This is a genomic window from Rhizobium sophoriradicis (genome assembly GCF_025200795.1).
GTDB lineage: Bacteria > Pseudomonadota > Alphaproteobacteria > Rhizobiales > Rhizobiaceae > Rhizobium > Rhizobium sophoriradicis.
This window is the reverse complement of the sequence record NZ_CP104152.1, coordinates 3,890,387-3,906,026: the sequence shown is the minus strand read 5'-3', so window position 1 is coordinate 3,906,026 and position 15,640 is coordinate 3,890,387. Positions and strand designations below refer to the sequence as shown.

Genomic DNA, 15,640 nt, shown 5'->3' with positions numbered 1-15,640 from the left:
CTCGCGTGGGGATAATTGAACAAAATCGTGTCGACGCCTTTATCTGCCTTGAAGGGCTACAAAGGCCGGAACCATGGATGTCAGGCAGACAATCGACGCGTTCGAACAATGGTTCCGAACGTTTGTCTTGAGCGAATGGACGCTCTACCAATTCGGGATTGTCGCCGTCGGTTACGTCGCAGCGTCGTTTCTGGCATCACGCACTGAACCCGCGTTGGAAGCGAAAGCCAGGCGCATCAAAGGCAATCCGGACCTCTTGCGCGTCATAATCGCTTTCATGCGGCGCTTGAAGTGGCTCTTTCTTGCGGTATGGCTGTGGCTTGCAAACATCGCTCTCACTCAAAACACCTGGCCGTCGCAACGGTGGCTCGTCTCGACTGCCCTGACGCTGACGGCGGCGTGGTTCATCATCTCCGTACTGACCAAGATTATCCATAATCCCACCTTGTCGCGTACGGTCGCAATCGTCAGTTGGAGTTACGTCGCGTTGTACGCGCTCCGGCTTGACGGTCCAGTGCTCTCCGCGCTCGATAGCCTAGCCGTCAATCTGGGGGCTGTGCGTCTTTCACTCCTTCTTGTGCTGAAAGCGGTCGTCTTGGCCGTCGCGCTCATCTGGGTAGCGGTTCTCGTCGGCAATGTCCTGTCCCGTTGGGTGCAGAGGTCGGGCGATCTTTCGCCATCGATCAAGGTCCTGATCAGCAAGTTCATAAAAATCGGCTTGATCATGATCGCCGGCGCAATTGCCTTGTCAGCGACCGGCATCGACCTTACCGCATTGACCGTTTTTTCCGGCGCAGTCGGCGTCGGAATAGGCTTCGGCCTTCAGAAAGTCGTATCGAACTTCATCTCGGGGATCATCATCCTGCTCGATAAATCCATCAAGCCTGGCGACACGATCACGCTCGGCGATACTTTCGGTTCGATCCGCGATTTGCGCTCGCGGTTCGTCTCGGTCATCACCCGTGACGGCAAAGAATACCTGATCCCCAACGAAGACTTCATTTCCCAACAGGTCGTCAACTGGTCGTTCTCCAGTGACTACGTCAGGATCGATGTCGACTTCGGCACGGCTTATGACAGCGATCCCCATGAAGTCGCCAGAATCGCAATCGCGACTGCCTCTACGGTGGATCGCGTCGCCAACGATTACAGGGCGCCGGTATGCTGGCTTACCTGCTTTGGCGCTTCGTCGCTTGATTTCCGGCTCCGCTTCTGGATCTCCGATCCCGCAAATGGTCTGACGAATGTCAGGGGCCAGGTTTTGATGGCGCTTTGGGACGCGTTCAAGGAAGCCGGCGTGTCGATCCCGTTCCCGCATCGGGAAATCATCATGAGGACGCCTGTCGAGATCAAGCAGTCGCGCCAGGACTAAGCGGGGATTGAGCCCGCCGGCAAATGCCGGGCCGGGCAGGTCCTTTTATTGCTGCATTGACTAGGCGACGGCTGCTTCGAGATAGAGCCTGACGTCACGGCGACGCGGTCCCCAGCTCTCGGCCGAGAGCGGCAGGCCGACGAAGTCGGCAATATCAGGGGCGGCCTTGGCGGGATCAAGCCGTATTTCTTCATCTTGATCGGTGACGGCAAAGCCGTCTTCCGTCTGATCGAGACAGGTTACCGCCAGCCCGGCTTTGACCGCAATACCGCCGCGATCCGACGTCAGATCATCTGCGATGGCCTTGCGGAGCGTAAAGAGATCGAGCGGGGCGAGCCTCAGGCTACCTTGCCATTCGTTCGGCGCGTTGGTGGGGTCGACGACATTGACGCCGGGGAGCGTTGGAACCTCCCCCTTGAGCGGCCCTGCACCGTGGCGGGTGGTGTAGCAGCGCGTCGCATACACCGCGCCCAACTCTGTGACACCGGCTTCGGCGGCGATCGCGAGTATATTTGTTAGCCCAGTATTCGAACGCGTGACGTGAGGAAATACGCCACGGTTCTGATCGAGGCATAGGCCTTGTGCCGCCTCGAAGATGACGGATGCGCGTTCGCACAGCCGTCGGTCGGGCCAGAGGGTGACGTGGTCGAGATAGGCGGCGCAATCCGCCTCGAAGCCGGCGATGGTGATTTCGTCAGCCAATACGGCAGCCAGTTCTTCGGGTAAGGCGGTGATGCCGAGCGCGGCGAGCCGTCCAGGCACCCAGCTGTCGCGGATCGAAACAAGACGGGCGTGCAGATCGGGGCGGAACAGATCCTTTGTCGAAAGGGCGAATTCGGGCTGCAGGTTGCGCTCGATCGTCTCGCCGAAGCCGAGGCCGCAGCTTCCGTGGCGGGCAGTGCCCCGCGCCAGTTCCACGGCCTGGTTAATCAGGACGTCGAAAGGCGTGGTGATCAGGGCGCGCGGGTCGCTGCTGATCTGAGGCTTCGCACCCCGCTCATTGAGGGCGGACAACTCGTCGAGAAACAGCATCGGGTGAGCGACGAAGAAGCGGCTGAAATGCGTGGCGGCCCCGGCAAAGCTGCCCGAGCCGATATGGTGGAAGACATGGCGGCGGCCGGCGGGATCGACCACGGTGTGGCCGGCCTGAGCACCGCCATTGCTGCGAACCACCACGGCCCCCGGCGTGGCTGCGGCAAGGCGGTCGACCATCAGCCCCTTGCCTTCGTCGCCATAAAGCGCGCCGATCACGGCCTGTGCTTGGATACTCATTATTCTGCTCCTCAATGGCCCCGGAGCGTCGCGCCGGGGCAGTTAGAGTACCTGGCTTAGAAGAACGGCAGCAGGCGCCGGCTTGGGCGTTCGCCGATGGCCTTGGCGACCACTGCCGCCGCCGCGTCCGGCCAGCTGGCGGCCACATCGGCGGCCTCGCGGCCTTCGGTAATTTCGATGATGGAAACCACCAATTCGGCAATGCGCCTGTGATCATCGAGTACGAAGGTGCGGCCGGGCAGCAAGGGTTGCCAGCTCTGCAGCACGCGGCCGAGCCGCGTGGCCGCATAGCCTTCACGGATGACGATGTGGAAGACTTCATAGGATCTCTGCGCCATCGCAAGACATTCTTGTGCGCTCAGGCCGCGCGGCGGTTCGACGCCGAAGATGCGAGCGATCTGGTCGGCGGCCAGGCCGTTGTGAACCGGCTCGTCACCGATGGTGAAGAGATAACCCTTGCGGCCGCGTCTTTCGAAGGCATCGGTCGAGGTTTTGAGGGCTGCCAGGAGGTGAGCGGCGCTATAGCTTTCGCCGTCATTGCCACCGCCATTGCCCCCTAGCCACAAGGCGCGGATCTGGCTGGCAAGCGAGATGTCAGCCTCGAACTGGGTGGCCTGCAGCGGTGCCGCATCGGTGAACGCGTCTCCGACCGCTGCCACCATAATGTGCGGATCGGATACCGGCCGGCGATCGTAGATCTCCGATGTCAGGGTAATGAGCCCGCCGCGCATCAGCTCGTGGGCGATCATGCCCATCGATCCGGTCACATCAGCGGCCAGAATAATCGGAGTCGATTGCGGGTTGTAGGCGCTGTCGCGACTCTCTCGAGTGGAAAAGCGCGCCGGATCGAACCGCGGATTGATGCCGGTGGCGCCGAATACTTCGGCTCGACTGCGGCAATCCACATGGCGTGCGTTATAGGCCGCCCAGTCGGCCGTGCTGAAACGTCCCATCCCCATGACATACTTCCTTTGCTGTTGCTTGGTGGGCGGGCGCGGCTCTTTGTCCGCTGTCCCGTTACTCCCTATATAGAATTGCAATTTGCATTTTGCAAGTTGCTATTTGCAAATTGTCATTCTTTCGATTGGCCGCTATGAGGGCTAAGAGGACGGCAGGAACATAGAGATGGCAGAGGCTGAATTCGCACGACCGATCGTGACGGTCGACATCGTCTTGCTGACGCTTCACGAGGGAAAGCTATGCGTGGCGTTGCTTCAGCGTCCTGCCGAGCCGTTTGCCGGCGTTCCGGCGCTGATCGGCGGCTATGTGCACACAGACGAGGACGCCGACGCCGAGGCGGCGGTCCGGCGCATCCTCAATTCCAAGGCCGGGCTCGAGGGCATATTCTTCGAGCAGCTCCGGACCTTCGCATCGGCGCGACGAGATCCTCGCGACTGGTCGGTGTCGATCGCGTATTTTGCGCTGGTCCCGCGGGGAGCTTTGGAAGGCAGCGCCAGTCTGCTGGAGTTGCGGCCAGTCGAAGCCGCTGGCAAGCTGCCCTTCGACCACAATGAAATCGTGGATGCCGCGTTGGCGCGGCTGCGCGGCAAGGGCGCCTATTCGACCATTCCGGCGAGGCTGCTTCCCGTCGTCTTTACGATGTCGGAACTGCAGGCGATTTATGAAACGGTGATGGGCGAACGGTTGGACCCAAGTGCCTTTCGCCGCAAGATCAACGATCTGGATCTGCTCGAAGTCGTCGAGGGCGAAAAGCGACAGACCGATCGGGCCCGGCGACCGACGACGCTCTACCGCCTGAAAACACCGGTTGCCGTGTTTGACCGAAGAATTTGAACGGATCAGTCGGCCCAACTCGCCGAAGGGCGATGGGCTGAATGTCGCCCTACGCCCAGCAGGTCACTCATGCGCAAGCGATATCTTTCCCGATGCAAATTGGCGGTCGTAGAAAATCCTCACTGACAGAACAACGCCGGCGATCAGGACAACCACCCCAGCGACTTCGATCGGGGTTGGCCAACGAGCATGCACGACAAGTCCCCCGATGACACCGAAGGCTGTTTCCGAAACGATCAATTGCGCAGCCAAGGCAACGGGCAGGCTTCGTGATGCAATGTTCCAGGCCCAGACGCCGCCTACCGTTGCCAGCAGCGCGAAAGATGCACCCCAAACATATAAATTGCCGGCGGCGCTCCAGCCGAATCCCGATGCTGGGAGCTGGAACAGATCCATCGCGGCGCCGACCGGATAGAAGGCCAGCATCAAGACGCCACCGCCGGTCAATATCAGGGCCGACCACACACCGGAGGGCACTTCCGGTCGGGCGGCGAGGGCAGCCTGATTGGCGAGAGCGAACCAGACCCAAAGTCCCACGGCAGCGAGCGCCAGTGGCACGCTCACCCACAAGGATCTGACGGAATTCAATCCTTCAGCCGTGAATGCCGTGCCATTGACGAGAACAAGGCCGACCAGCACCAGCGCCAAAGGCATCATAAGGGAGCGCCACGGCAATGATCCCTCACGCTGATTGCCAATGACCATCAATACGATCGGCACCAGACCGAGAAAGGCCGGAGCGATGACGGGGCCGGCAAAGACGGCCGCTCCCGTGACCGTCAGGAAGTAACCGACATATCCGACGAAGGCGAGCCAGATGGCCTGCAGACAGTTCCGCAGCGTAAGATGGCGCGTTGCACCTTTCTGCGAAAACAGAATGTAAAGCCCGACGAGAGCCGAGACGACATGACGGACGAGCGCAAAATCAAAGGTGGAATAGTCACCGATGATGAAGGGCACAACAAAGTTGAGCGAAAACGCGAAAGCCGCAAAGAGAGCGGCCGACACGCCGACATAGAAGAGTCTGTCCACAATGTTCACCCTTTTGAAGTTGCGTCACTGTACCTTTGATCTTCGTGAGGCCCGGCAGCTTTGATTGGCAATCGGGCGGGACACTTGATCGAATGGGTGAAAATTTACCGGCCACAGGCATGGGCTGGTACCCAGTGAAAGTGAGAGCCACCCTCTCGATGCGCTTGGGATCGGCAGACTATCTGCGTCGTCGGGGCCCGAGGCGAATGGCCAAACCGCCTATCCAGCAGAACCGATTTCTCCTATCCTGAACATCGAGGCTTCTAACCGTCGGGGCATTATGGATCGGCTTGATGCAATGCGGGTTCTGCTTGCGGTGGTTGATGCCGGGAGCTTGTCGGCAGGTAGCCGTAAGCTGAACTCACCGTTGCCGAGCGTCAGCCGTAAGGTCGCCGATCTGGAGCGATACCTCGGCACCAACCTCATCATCCGAACGAGCCGCAACCTGCAGCTCACGGATGCCGGTCGCGATTATGTCGAGGCGGCGCGCAAGATTATCGCCGATCTGGAGGAGGTCGAACGCAGGGCGTCGGGCGAATATCAGATGCCGCGGGGACTGCTGACCATCACGATGCCGATCGAGTTCGGCCACCGCTATGTTCTGCCGATCGCACTCGACTTCATGAACAAGCATCCAGAGGTGACGCTGAATGTTCTTTCGCTCGACCGCTCCGTTCATCTGGTCAATGAGCAGGTCGATGTCGCCATTCGACTTGGTGAGTTGGTCGACAGTTCGCTTTACGCCGTGAAGGCCGGCGAGTTCCGTCTGCTGACCTGCGCCAGCCCGGCCTATCTGGAACGGCATGGCATTCCCCAACATCCCACCGAGCTTGCCGATCACGATGGCATCATGTTCCACAAGCGGTCGTTCTTTTGGAGTTTCGAGATCGGCGGAAAGTCCGTGGAGGTGTTGCCACGGAGCAGGATCGAGGTGAACACGGCGGCCAATTGCGTTGACGCCGCGCTGAATGGGGTCGGGATCGCCCGCCTGTTCGACTACCAAGTTCCGGAGGAGGTGTCCTCGGGCGCGCTCGTGCAGATCTTGAAGGACTATGACGGCGAGCCCAAGCCGATCCACATCGTCTATTCGCGTCAGGGCTTGCTTGCACTCAAGGTGCGCGCCTTCATCGATTGGGCGCTCCCCCGGCTTCGCGCGGCCTGCGGCAGCTATGGCGATGCGCCGTCACCGAAATGAAGCGTCCACTTCTTTGACTACGGCCGCGGGAAGCGTGGCCATTGTCATATTGATGGTTGCTCTTAGAGCATGATGCTGAAAAGTGTGAGCGGTTTTCGGACGACATCATGCTCTAGAGCGTATCTGGATTTAGTTGAATCGGAAGGGATTCCGTTTTTGGCTGTTTTGTGATTCAAGATGCTGGCTGGAGTGGAGGCCAGCATCGGATGACTCGACCTCTTTCAAATGATCTTCGCAAGCGTGTTGTTGATGCAATCGAAGCCGGCGAGAGCTGCCGGTCGGTGGCGGTGCGGTTCGGTATTGCCGTGTCTTCAGCGGTGAAGTGGTCTCAGCGCTACCGTTCGAGCGGATCTGTCGCGCCTGGGAAGATGGGCGGCCACCGCAAGCGGGTTCTTGAGCCGTACCGAGCGTTTATCGCCGAGCGGATCAACCAGACGCCGCATGTGTCACTGAACAGGTTGAAGGAAGAACTGGCCGCGCGAGGGGTGAAGGTATCCCACGACACCGTATGGCAGTTTCTGCGGCGCGAGGGACTACGGTTCAAAAAAAACACTGTTCGCCCTTGAGCAGGCGCGCGCTGACGTCGCGCGACGGCGACAGCGCTGGCGATCCTGGCAGGCTGGCCTTGATCCAAGCCGGCTGGTCTTCATCGATGAAACCTGGATCAAGACCAACATGGCGCCGCTTCGAGGCTGGGGGCCGAAGGGCAAACGGCTGCGCAGCTTCGCCCCGCACGGACATTGGCGCACCCTGACTTTCCTCGGCGCGTTGCGCTGCGATCGGCTCACCGCGCCTTGTGTCTTCGATGGACCGATCAACGGTGAGTGCTTTCGTGCTTATGTCGAACAGCAACTCGTACCGGTGCTCAAACCCGGCGATATCGTCGTGATGGATAATCTCGGCTCCCACAAGTCGGTCGCCATCCGTCAGATGATCCGCAACGCTGGTGCTCGGCTCTGGTACCTGCCGCCATACTCCCCCGACCTTAACCCGATCGAACAGGCTTTCGCCAAAATCAAGCACTGGATGCGCCTGGCTCAGAAGCGAACCATCGATGACACCTGGCGCCACATCGGACACCTCGTCACAACCATCGAGCCCAGCGAATGCAGCAACTACTTCGCCAATGCCGGATATGCTTCCGTGAAAACCTGAAACGCTCTAACTCTTTAGTTCTAGACGTCACGGATGACGCGATCGACCTGAGCCTGAAGGCGAGGACCGATCAGCAGGATGGTGGGAATGACGATAAGATAGGCAATGCTCCAAGAGCGGAGCCACGTCAGGACGAACCCCTTCGAGAAGCCCAGATTGAGCGCGAGCAGCGTGAAAGAGATCAGGCCTGTCGTTACGACACCCATCGACAGAGCGAAGACGATCTTGCGTTTAAAATGCGTGTTCATGTCGGTCTCCCGGACGTATGTGAAAGCGGGATCGCTTCAGCGGTCGCGATTTCGGTTGATGCCCTGAAGATCGCGCAACTCCGGCGCCGGCGGTAGCGAGAGAAAACGAGAGGCTCACTCTCGCTTCTGCTCACTACCGGACCGGTCTTGCGAAGCTCATCTTCCCTGTCATCGCAGTCCAAGGCCCATTGATCCTGGGCGCGCAAGTCGGCCGCTGCAATCTCGCGGGCTGAAATCCACAAGGAGTATCGAATGTCGACAGTCATCTACACAGGCAAAACCAGCACCACCGGCGGTCGCGACGGCGCGTCGCGCAGTTCCGATGGACGTCTCGACGTGACATTGTCCCCTCCCGGTTCTTCGGGCGCGGGCACCAATCCCGAGCAGCTCTTCGCTGCGGGCTGGTCCGCCTGTTTTCTCGGCGCGATCGGAAGAGCCGCCGCGGAGCGTCGGCTTCGCGTGCCCGCCGACGCTGTTATCAATACCGAAATCGACTTGGTCTCGAATGACGACGGCTATGTGCTCCAGGCGCGGCTGAATGCGAAGCTGCCGGGCATCGACCCGGATCTCGCCAAGTCCCTGGTCGAGCGTGCTCACCAGCTCTGCCCTTATTCCAAGGCCACCAGCGGCAACATCGCCGTCGAGCTCAACGTCGCCTGACCGGTTTTCGATCAAGCCCTTCCAACCCGATATCGCGCCGGCGCACCGAGAAGATGTGGGCCAGAACCGGCGCGAACACCAGAGGATATTATCATGACCACGATCACAAGAACGCTCGCAACAGCAGCTTTGCTGCTGGCCGCCGTCACACCCATCCAGGCGCAAACGGCTACGCAGTTCCTTCCCATCAAGAACGAGCCCGCACCCAAACTCGTCGTAGATCAGCCGCTTGCGGGACCGCTCGCCAGCCGCGCGGTGGCCATCATTCCCTATCGAACCGAGAATTTCCGCATCCTGCCAATCTTTGGCGCCAGCGCCAGCGACGTCTCGCCGAGGGCCGGTCACCTTCATGTCAGCATTGACGACCTGCCTTGGCGGTGGGCCGATGCGGGCGGCACCGGCGCAATAGTAGTTACCGCCCTGCCGCCAGGTGAGCACAAGGTGCTCATCGAAATGGCCACGCCGGAACATGAAGTGCTGGGCGGAAAGGTCGTGAAGTTTGCCGTACCGGCAATCGACAGCACGCAACACTAAAGCACGTCGCGATCTTTCAGTTTCGCTACCCGCGCTTTAGGTCTTTATTTTCTCGCATGTCGTTATCGCAAAACCGCTGGGTACCTTTGCGCGACATGCTTTAGAGGCCAATTCGGTGGTGGCTACTTGAGCCGGAAGCCGTTGCCATGCCCTTGACGGATGCCGGGGATGACTTACTCTGCCTCAAGCACCCTCGGAGCATTCCATGACGCAGTCCCTGCTGTTCGGCGCCTTCCTGGCGGCGCTTTTCTACGTGCTCATCCCCGGACCCGCCTTCCTGCAGCTGCTCGGCATCGGCGCCGGGCAGGGGCGTAAGGCCGGGGCCTTCTTCATGATGGGGCACCTGGTTGGGGATCTGATCTGGTCGTCGCTGGCGCTGATCGCGATCGTCGGCGCGAAGACGATCGGGACTTTCGTCTTCGATCTGCTCGGCCTCGCCTGCGGTTTCTATCTTGCCTGGATCGGCTGGAGCGCGGTCAATGCCAGGCCGAAAGCGGAGGGGCAGCCGCTTGTCATGGTCGAGCGGCCGTTTCGCCGCGGCCTGATCTTCGGCGTCACCAATCCGAAGGGTTATCCGGTGGCGCTCGCCACATTCACCGCGCTGGTCGCCGGCTCCGCCGGCGCGCTCCATTTCGAGGCGTTGCCGGTGCTTCTCGGCGTGTCCTTCGTCGGTTTCGTGACGGCCGACATCATCCTGATCGGCATTATCGGCGCCGGCGTGGTGCGGCGCTTCTATCGCGCCCACGAACGGCTGATCGTGCGCTGCTCCGGCGTCCTCTTCATGGGCTTTGCCGCCCAGGCGCTATGGCACGCGACGCCCGGCCTCATCGGCTGGCGCAAGGCCTGATTCAGCCATCCAGGAAATTGACGATCGATTTCAGCGTCTGAACTTCGTTGGGATCGCCGATCGACATGGCGACCTGCAGCTGGTTTTTGTAATAATCGAGGAAATTGAAGCTGGTGCCGTCGGTGACACTGGAGAGGTCGAGGATGTTGCCGAGCGGATCGATCGCGTGCATCGGCAATGGCTCGGAGATCGCGGCATAGGTGTTCTGATCGATCAGACCGCTGTCGAAGCTTTGGCGCGCGTAAGTGCGCAGCTCTCCGGGGCTGACCGCAGTAAAATCAGGCCCCTCGTCGGGATTGTCTTCGATCTGGAACGAGACGGGGGCCGGAGCTTTGGTCTCGATGTGAATATCGGCAGTCTTCGAATTTTTTGCGTTATTAGGGTTGTTTTTAAATAGCAAACTCTGAGAAGACCGCAGGGAAAAAATTTCCATGTCGCATGTCCCCTGGCAGGAAGATCGCCGGAAAACTAGCGCTTGTGCATGATTCGCGTCAATCGTTAACAATTGGTTAATTTGCGCGCGACGAAGCTTGTCCACCAATTTGGCTGACGTGCATCAGGTGGCCGCCGCAACATACCAATTCCATGGCGGCTCTCCTATATTGAACCATCCATTCGCATACCAAAAGGAATTCTCCCATGCCTTCTCCCCATGATTTCAATCCGGCGCTCACCAATTGGGACGGTCTCCACGGCCTGCCGCGTTTCAACGCCATCGACGATGGCGATTTTGCTGCCGCCTTCGACGCGGCGCTGGCCGTGCACGAAAGGGAAATCGACGAGATCGCCGGAAACAGCGATGCCCCGACCTTCGACAATACGGTCACGGCGCTGGAGATTGCCGGCGATGCGCTGTCGCGCGTCTCGGCGCTGTTCTGGAGCAAGGCTGGGGCGCATACCAACGATGTCATTCAGTCGCTGGAGCGCGAGATTTCGCCGAAGATGTCGCGCCACTATTCGAAGATCGGCATGAATGCCGCGCTGTTCGCCCGCATCGACACGCTCTGGGAGAACCGCGAGAGCCTCGGCCTGACGCTGGAACAGAAGCGGGTGCTGGAACGCCATTGGAAGGGCTTCGTCAAATCGGGCGCCAAGCTTGAGAAGGCCGAGCAGGAGAAGCTTGCCGCGATCGACGAAAGGCTTGCCGGCCTCGGGACGCAGTTCGGCCAGAACGTGCTCGCCGACGAGAACGCTTGGGCGCTGGTACTTTCCGACGGCGCCGAACTCGACGGATTGCCGGAATTCCTGCGCGATGCGATGGCGGCGGCGGCGCGCGAGCGCGGCGAGGAGGGCAATTATGCCGTGACGCTGTCACGTTCGGTCATCGAGCCGTTCCTCACCTTCTCGGAGCGTAGGGATTTGCGCGAGCAGGCCTTCAAGGCCTGGGTGGCGCGTGGCGCAAACGGCGGGGAAACGGACAACCGCAGCGTCATCAAGGAAACGCTGGCGCTGCGCCAGCAGGTGGCGAGCCTGCTCGGCTACGGCAATTTCGCCGAGCTGAAGCTCGACAATACGATGGCGAAGACGGCGGATGCGGTGAACGGCCTGCTGAAAGCGGTCTGGGCGCGGGCGGTGAAACGCGCCGGCGAGGAGGAGATCGACATTGCGACGCTGATCGCCGAGGAGGGCCGGAACCATGAGGTGATGCCCTGGGACTGGCGCCACTATGCCGAAAAGATCCGGACGCGGAAGTTCGATTTCTCCGAGGCCGAGCTCAAGCCCTACCTGCAGCTCGAAAAGATCATCGACGCCTGCTTCGATGTGGCCAATCGGCTGTTCGGCATCCGTGCGATCGAGATGAAAGGCGTGCCGGCCTATCATCCCGATGTCAGGGTTTTCGAAATCAGGGACCGTGACGACAGGCTGGTCGCCCTCTTCCTCGGCGATTACTTCGCCCGCAGCTCGAAACGATCAGGCGCCTGGATGAGCTCGCTGCAGTCGCAGCACAAGCTCGAACTGAAAAACGGCCGCCATGGCGAGTTGCCGATCATCTACAATGTCTGCAACTTCGCCAAACCGGCCGAGGGCAAGCCGGCGCTGCTGGCGCTCGACGACGCCCGCACATTGTTCCACGAATTCGGCCATGCGCTGCACGGCATGCTTTCCAACGTCACCTACCCCTCGGTGTCGGGCACCGGCGTCTCCCGCGATTTCGTCGAATTGCCCTCGCAGCTCTATGAGCATTGGCTGACGGTGCCCGCCATCCTCAAGGAATATGCCGTGCACTTCGAAACCGGCGAGCCGATGCCGCAGAAGCTGCTCGACAAGGTGCTGGCCGCCCGCACCTTCAACGCCGGCTTCAACACCGTCGAGTTCACCTCGTCGGCGCTTGTTGATATGGCCTTCCATACGCGCGAAGTGGTCGAAGACCCAATGGCGGTGCAGGCCGAGGTGCTGGCCGAGATCGGCATGCCGAAATCAATCGTCATGCGCCACGCGACACCGCACTTCCAGCATATCTTCTCCGGCGGCTATTCGGCAGGCTATTATTCCTACATGTGGTCCGAGGTGCTCGACGCCGATGCCTTCGCCGCCTTCGAGGAGACGGGGGACGCCTTCAATCGCGAGATGGCGCGCAAGCTGAAGGAAAATATCTATTCCGTCGGCGGCTCGGTCGATCCGGAGGACGCCTACAAGGCCTTCCGCGGCAAGCTGCCGAGCCCGGATGCGATGCTTGTCAAAAAGGGACTTTCGACCTTCGAGGAATTGACAGGCAGCGACGCCTAAGACAATTTGATGACAGACTGTGATGCGGCGGGGCGACGGCCTTGCCGCAGCTTTTGCGCGTTCCCCTCTTTCGCAAACGCAAAAAAAACTGTATGGACGCCCCAAACCAATAGGCGCGTCCTCAAGAGCGTGCGCCGCAGCCTCAGAGATTTCACATATGGCACTTCGCAATATCGCGATCATCGCGCACGTTGACCATGGCAAGACGACCCTGGTGGATGAGCTTCTCAAGCAGTCCGGCTCGTTCCGCGAAAATCAGCGTGTCGCTGAACGCGTGATGGACTCGAACGATCTCGAAAAAGAACGCGGCATCACCATTCTCGCCAAGGCAACCTCGGTCGAATGGAAGGGTGTCCGTATCAACATCGTCGATACCCCCGGCCACGCCGACTTCGGCGGTGAAGTCGAGCGCATCCTCTCGATGGTGGACGGAGCGATCGTTCTCGTCGATGCCTCCGAAGGTCCGATGCCGCAGACGAAGTTCGTCGTCGGCAAGGCGCTGAAGGTCGGCCTTCGCCCGATCGTCGCGATCAACAAGATCGACCGTCCGGACGGTCGCCATGAAGAAGTCATCAACGAAGTCTTCGACCTCTTCGCCAATCTCGACGCGACCGACGAACAGCTCGACTTCCCGATCCTCTACGGTTCGGGCCGCGACGGCTGGATGAACGTCAATCCCGAAGGTCCGAAGGATGAGGGTCTTGCGCCGCTTCTCGACCTGGTGCTCAAGCATGTTCCGGAGCCGACCGTCGAGGAAGGCCCGTTCCGCATGATCGGCACGATCCTTGAAGCCAACCCCTTCCTCGGCCGTATCATCACCGGCCGCATCGCATCGGGCTCGATCAAGCCGAACCAGGCCGTCAAGGTTCTCGGCCAGGACGGCAAGCTGATCGAAACCGGCCGAATCTCCAAGATCCTCGCCTTCCGCGGCATCGAGCGCACTGCGATCGATGAAGCCCATGCGGGCGACATCGTCGCGATCGCCGGCCTCTCCAAGGGTACCGTTGCCGACACCTTCTGCGATCCGGCCGTCTCTGAAGCCATGAAGGCGCAGCCGATCGACCCCCCGACCGTGACCATGTCCTTCATCGTCAACGACAGCCCGCTGGCCGGCACCGAAGGCGACAAGGTGACCTCACGCGTCATCCGCGACCGTCTCTTCAAGGAAGCGGAAGGCAATGTTGCCCTGAAGATCGAAGAAGCCGAAGGCAAGGATTCGTTCTACGTCTCCGGCCGCGGCGAACTTCAGCTCGCCGTGCTCATCGAAACCATGCGTCGCGAAGGCTTCGAGCTTGCCGTGTCGCGGCCGCGCGTCGTCATGCACAAGGATGAAAGCGGCCAGCTGCTCGAGCCGATCGAGGAAGTCGTCGTCGACGTCGACGAAGAACATTCCGGTGTCGTCGTGCAGAAGATGTCGGAGCGCAAGGCCGAAATGGTCGAGCTGCGTCCGTCGGGCGGCAATCGTCTTCGCCTGCGTTTCTATGCACCGACCCGCGGCCTGATCGGCTACCAGTCGGAGCTGCTGACGGATACGCGCGGCACGGCGATCATGAACCGCCTGTTCCACGACTACCAGCCCTATAAGGGTGCGATCGGCGGCCGCGTCAATGGCGTGCTGCTCGCCAACGCAGCCGGCGAAGCCGTCGCCTATGCGATGTTCAACCTGGAAGATCGCGGCCCAATGATCATCGAGCCGGGCGAAAAGGTCTATGCCGGCATGATCATCGGCATCCACTCGCGCGACAACGACCTTGAGGTCAACGTCCTGAAGGGCAAGCAGCTCACCAACATCCGCGCCGCCGGCAAGGATGAAGCGGTCAAGCTGACGCCGCCGATCCGCATGACACTTGATCGCGCGCTGTCCTGGATCCAGGACGACGAGCTGATGGAAGTGACGCCAAAGAATATTCGTCTGCGTAAGATGTATCTCGACGCAAACGATCGCAAGCGTTTCGAAAAGTCCAAAGCGGCTCTCTGAGGGCCTGGAAATACGCCTTGATAACCCCGGCCACTGAGCCGGGGTTTTTTATTGTGCGCTGCGTCGATTCCGACTTGTGACAATCGTTAAAAAAGCGTTAAATTTTGCCTGTCGTCCACATGTTAAGTCTGTGGGCAATCGGGCCGAATGCGTCATCGCGTATGGTTAATTGCCCTCGGCAGGACCAGAGTAAACGTTATGAAGACGTTGTCGATCGATGTCCGGCGGGCCGAACCGCACGATGCCCGAGCCATTTCGGAAACCCACAGGCTTGCCTGGCAGCACACCTATGCGGGGATTATTCCGCATCGCGCCCTGACGCAGATGATTGAGAGGCGCGGCGAAAACTGGTGGCGCAAGGCAACGCGCGGACCTGCGACATTGCTGGTTCTCGATGTCGCCGGCACGGTCGCCGGCTATGCGACGCTCGGGCTCAACCGCGCCCGCGCCCTGCCGCAGGAAGGCGAGATCTACGAGATCTATCTTCGCCCTGAATATCAGGGCATCGGTCTCGGCCGTATGCTGTTCGGCGAGGCGCGCCGGCTGTTGAAGTCGCTCGGCTGCAACGGGCTGGTTGTCTGGTGCCTCGAGGAAAACGAGACCGCCAGCCGCTTTTACCGCCATCACGGCGGGATCGATTTCTGCGAAGGCATGGAAAATTTCGACCACAAGCAGTTGAAGAAAATCGGCTTCATCTGGAACTGAGCCGCCCAGCCTGCAGTCCGCTCATCTCCTGCTAGAATTTTGATGTGGTTGGCTGCCGACGTCATCACGCATTGGTGATCTCCAATGTTGCGTTGCCGCATGAAACTGATTATCTGGCTGC

15 protein-coding genes are annotated in these 15,640 nt (G+C 60.3%); 10 read left to right on the top strand and 5 right to left on the bottom strand.

Annotated features, from left to right (window positions below; all coding sequences use genetic code 11):
- Positions 1-73: 73 nt before the first annotated feature.
- The gene (locus tag N2597_RS19155) at positions 74-1,372 is read left to right on the top strand and encodes a mechanosensitive ion channel family protein (protein ID WP_183600158.1); all 1,299 of its coding nucleotides are present in this window, start codon (positions 74-76) and stop codon (positions 1,370-1,372) included.
- A gap of 60 nt (positions 1,373-1,432) precedes the next feature.
- Here N2597_RS19155 and N2597_RS19150 read toward each other — a convergent pair whose 3' ends face one another.
- Both N2597_RS19150 and N2597_RS19145 read right to left on the bottom strand, forming a co-directional pair.
- Entirely contained in the window at positions 1,433-2,644 is a 1,212-nt protein-coding gene (locus N2597_RS19150; protein WP_038691806.1) for an adenylosuccinate synthetase, read from the bottom strand.
- 56 nt (positions 2,645-2,700) lie between these two features.
- A complete protein-coding gene (locus N2597_RS19145) occupies positions 2,701-3,603 on the bottom strand; it encodes a hypothetical protein (RefSeq protein WP_183600155.1) in 903 nt (300 codons plus the stop codon).
- 166 nt (positions 3,604-3,769) lie between these two features.
- Here N2597_RS19145 and N2597_RS19140 point away from each other — a divergent pair, with 166 nt between their 5' ends.
- Positions 3,770-4,438 (top strand): NUDIX hydrolase, encoded by a 669-nt coding sequence (locus N2597_RS19140; protein ID WP_010061317.1) that lies wholly within the window; start codon positions 3,770-3,772, stop codon positions 4,436-4,438.
- Between the two features lie 63 nt (positions 4,439-4,501).
- On the opposite strand, the gene N2597_RS19135 is transcribed toward N2597_RS19140, so the two are convergent.
- The gene (locus tag N2597_RS19135) at positions 4,502-5,470 is read right to left on the bottom strand and encodes a DMT family transporter (RefSeq protein ID WP_183600153.1); all 969 of its coding nucleotides are present in this window, start codon (positions 5,468-5,470) and stop codon (positions 4,502-4,504) included.
- A gap of 280 nt (positions 5,471-5,750) precedes the next feature.
- Between N2597_RS19135 and N2597_RS19130 the strand changes: the two genes are divergently transcribed.
- Both N2597_RS19130 and N2597_RS19125 read left to right on the top strand, forming a co-directional pair.
- Positions 5,751-6,665, top strand: coding sequence for a LysR family transcriptional regulator (locus N2597_RS19130; RefSeq protein WP_183600151.1), 915 nt, complete (start codon positions 5,751-5,753; stop codon positions 6,663-6,665).
- 206 nt (positions 6,666-6,871) lie between these two features.
- Positions 6,872-7,820 (top strand): IS630 family transposase gene (locus N2597_RS19125; RefSeq protein ID WP_097622115.1). Its coding sequence is split into 2 segments (ribosomal slippage): positions 6,872-7,207 and positions 7,209-7,820, totalling 948 coding nucleotides; the frame shifts between segments, so codons are not numbered across the junction.
- Between the two features lie 20 nt (positions 7,821-7,840).
- Here the strand turns inward: N2597_RS19125 and N2597_RS19120 are convergent.
- Complete coding sequence (locus N2597_RS19120; protein ID WP_038691800.1) at positions 7,841-8,068, bottom strand: DUF2798 domain-containing protein; 228 nt, start codon at positions 8,066-8,068, stop codon at positions 7,841-7,843.
- A 252-nt stretch (positions 8,069-8,320) separates the two neighbouring features.
- Here N2597_RS19120 and N2597_RS19115 point away from each other — a divergent pair, with 252 nt between their 5' ends.
- From N2597_RS19115 to N2597_RS19105, 3 genes are all read left to right on the top strand, one after another.
- A complete protein-coding gene (locus N2597_RS19115) occupies positions 8,321-8,728 on the top strand; it encodes an organic hydroperoxide resistance protein (RefSeq protein ID WP_106797121.1) in 408 nt (135 codons plus the stop codon).
- Positions 8,729-8,821: 93 nt separating this feature from the next.
- Positions 8,822-9,262, top strand: a complete 441-nt coding sequence (locus N2597_RS19110) for a DUF6130 family protein (RefSeq protein ID WP_183598611.1) — start codon at positions 8,822-8,824, stop codon at positions 9,260-9,262.
- 205 nt (positions 9,263-9,467) lie between these two features.
- Complete coding sequence (locus N2597_RS19105; protein ID WP_039622665.1) at positions 9,468-10,109, top strand: LysE family translocator; 642 nt, start codon at positions 9,468-9,470, stop codon at positions 10,107-10,109.
- Position 10,110: 1 nt separating this feature from the next.
- On the opposite strand, the gene N2597_RS19100 is transcribed toward N2597_RS19105, so the two are convergent.
- Complete coding sequence (locus tag N2597_RS19100) at positions 10,111-10,542, bottom strand: hypothetical protein (protein WP_096762038.1); 432 nt, start codon at positions 10,540-10,542, stop codon at positions 10,111-10,113.
- Between the two features lie 206 nt (positions 10,543-10,748).
- Here N2597_RS19100 and N2597_RS19095 point away from each other — a divergent pair, with 206 nt between their 5' ends.
- From N2597_RS19095 to N2597_RS19085, 3 genes are all read left to right on the top strand, one after another.
- A complete protein-coding gene (locus N2597_RS19095) occupies positions 10,749-12,836 on the top strand; it encodes a M3 family metallopeptidase (protein ID WP_183598609.1) in 2,088 nt (695 codons plus the stop codon).
- Positions 12,837-12,993: 157 nt separating this feature from the next.
- Positions 12,994-14,814, top strand: a complete 1,821-nt coding sequence (gene typA / locus N2597_RS19090) for a translational GTPase TypA (RefSeq protein ID WP_038691791.1) — start codon at positions 12,994-12,996, stop codon at positions 14,812-14,814.
- Between the two features lie 198 nt (positions 14,815-15,012).
- On the top strand, positions 15,013-15,519 hold the full coding sequence (locus tag N2597_RS19085) for a GNAT family N-acetyltransferase (RefSeq protein WP_009988773.1): 507 nt from the start codon (positions 15,013-15,015) through the stop codon (positions 15,517-15,519).
- Positions 15,520-15,640: the final 121 nt, after the last annotated feature.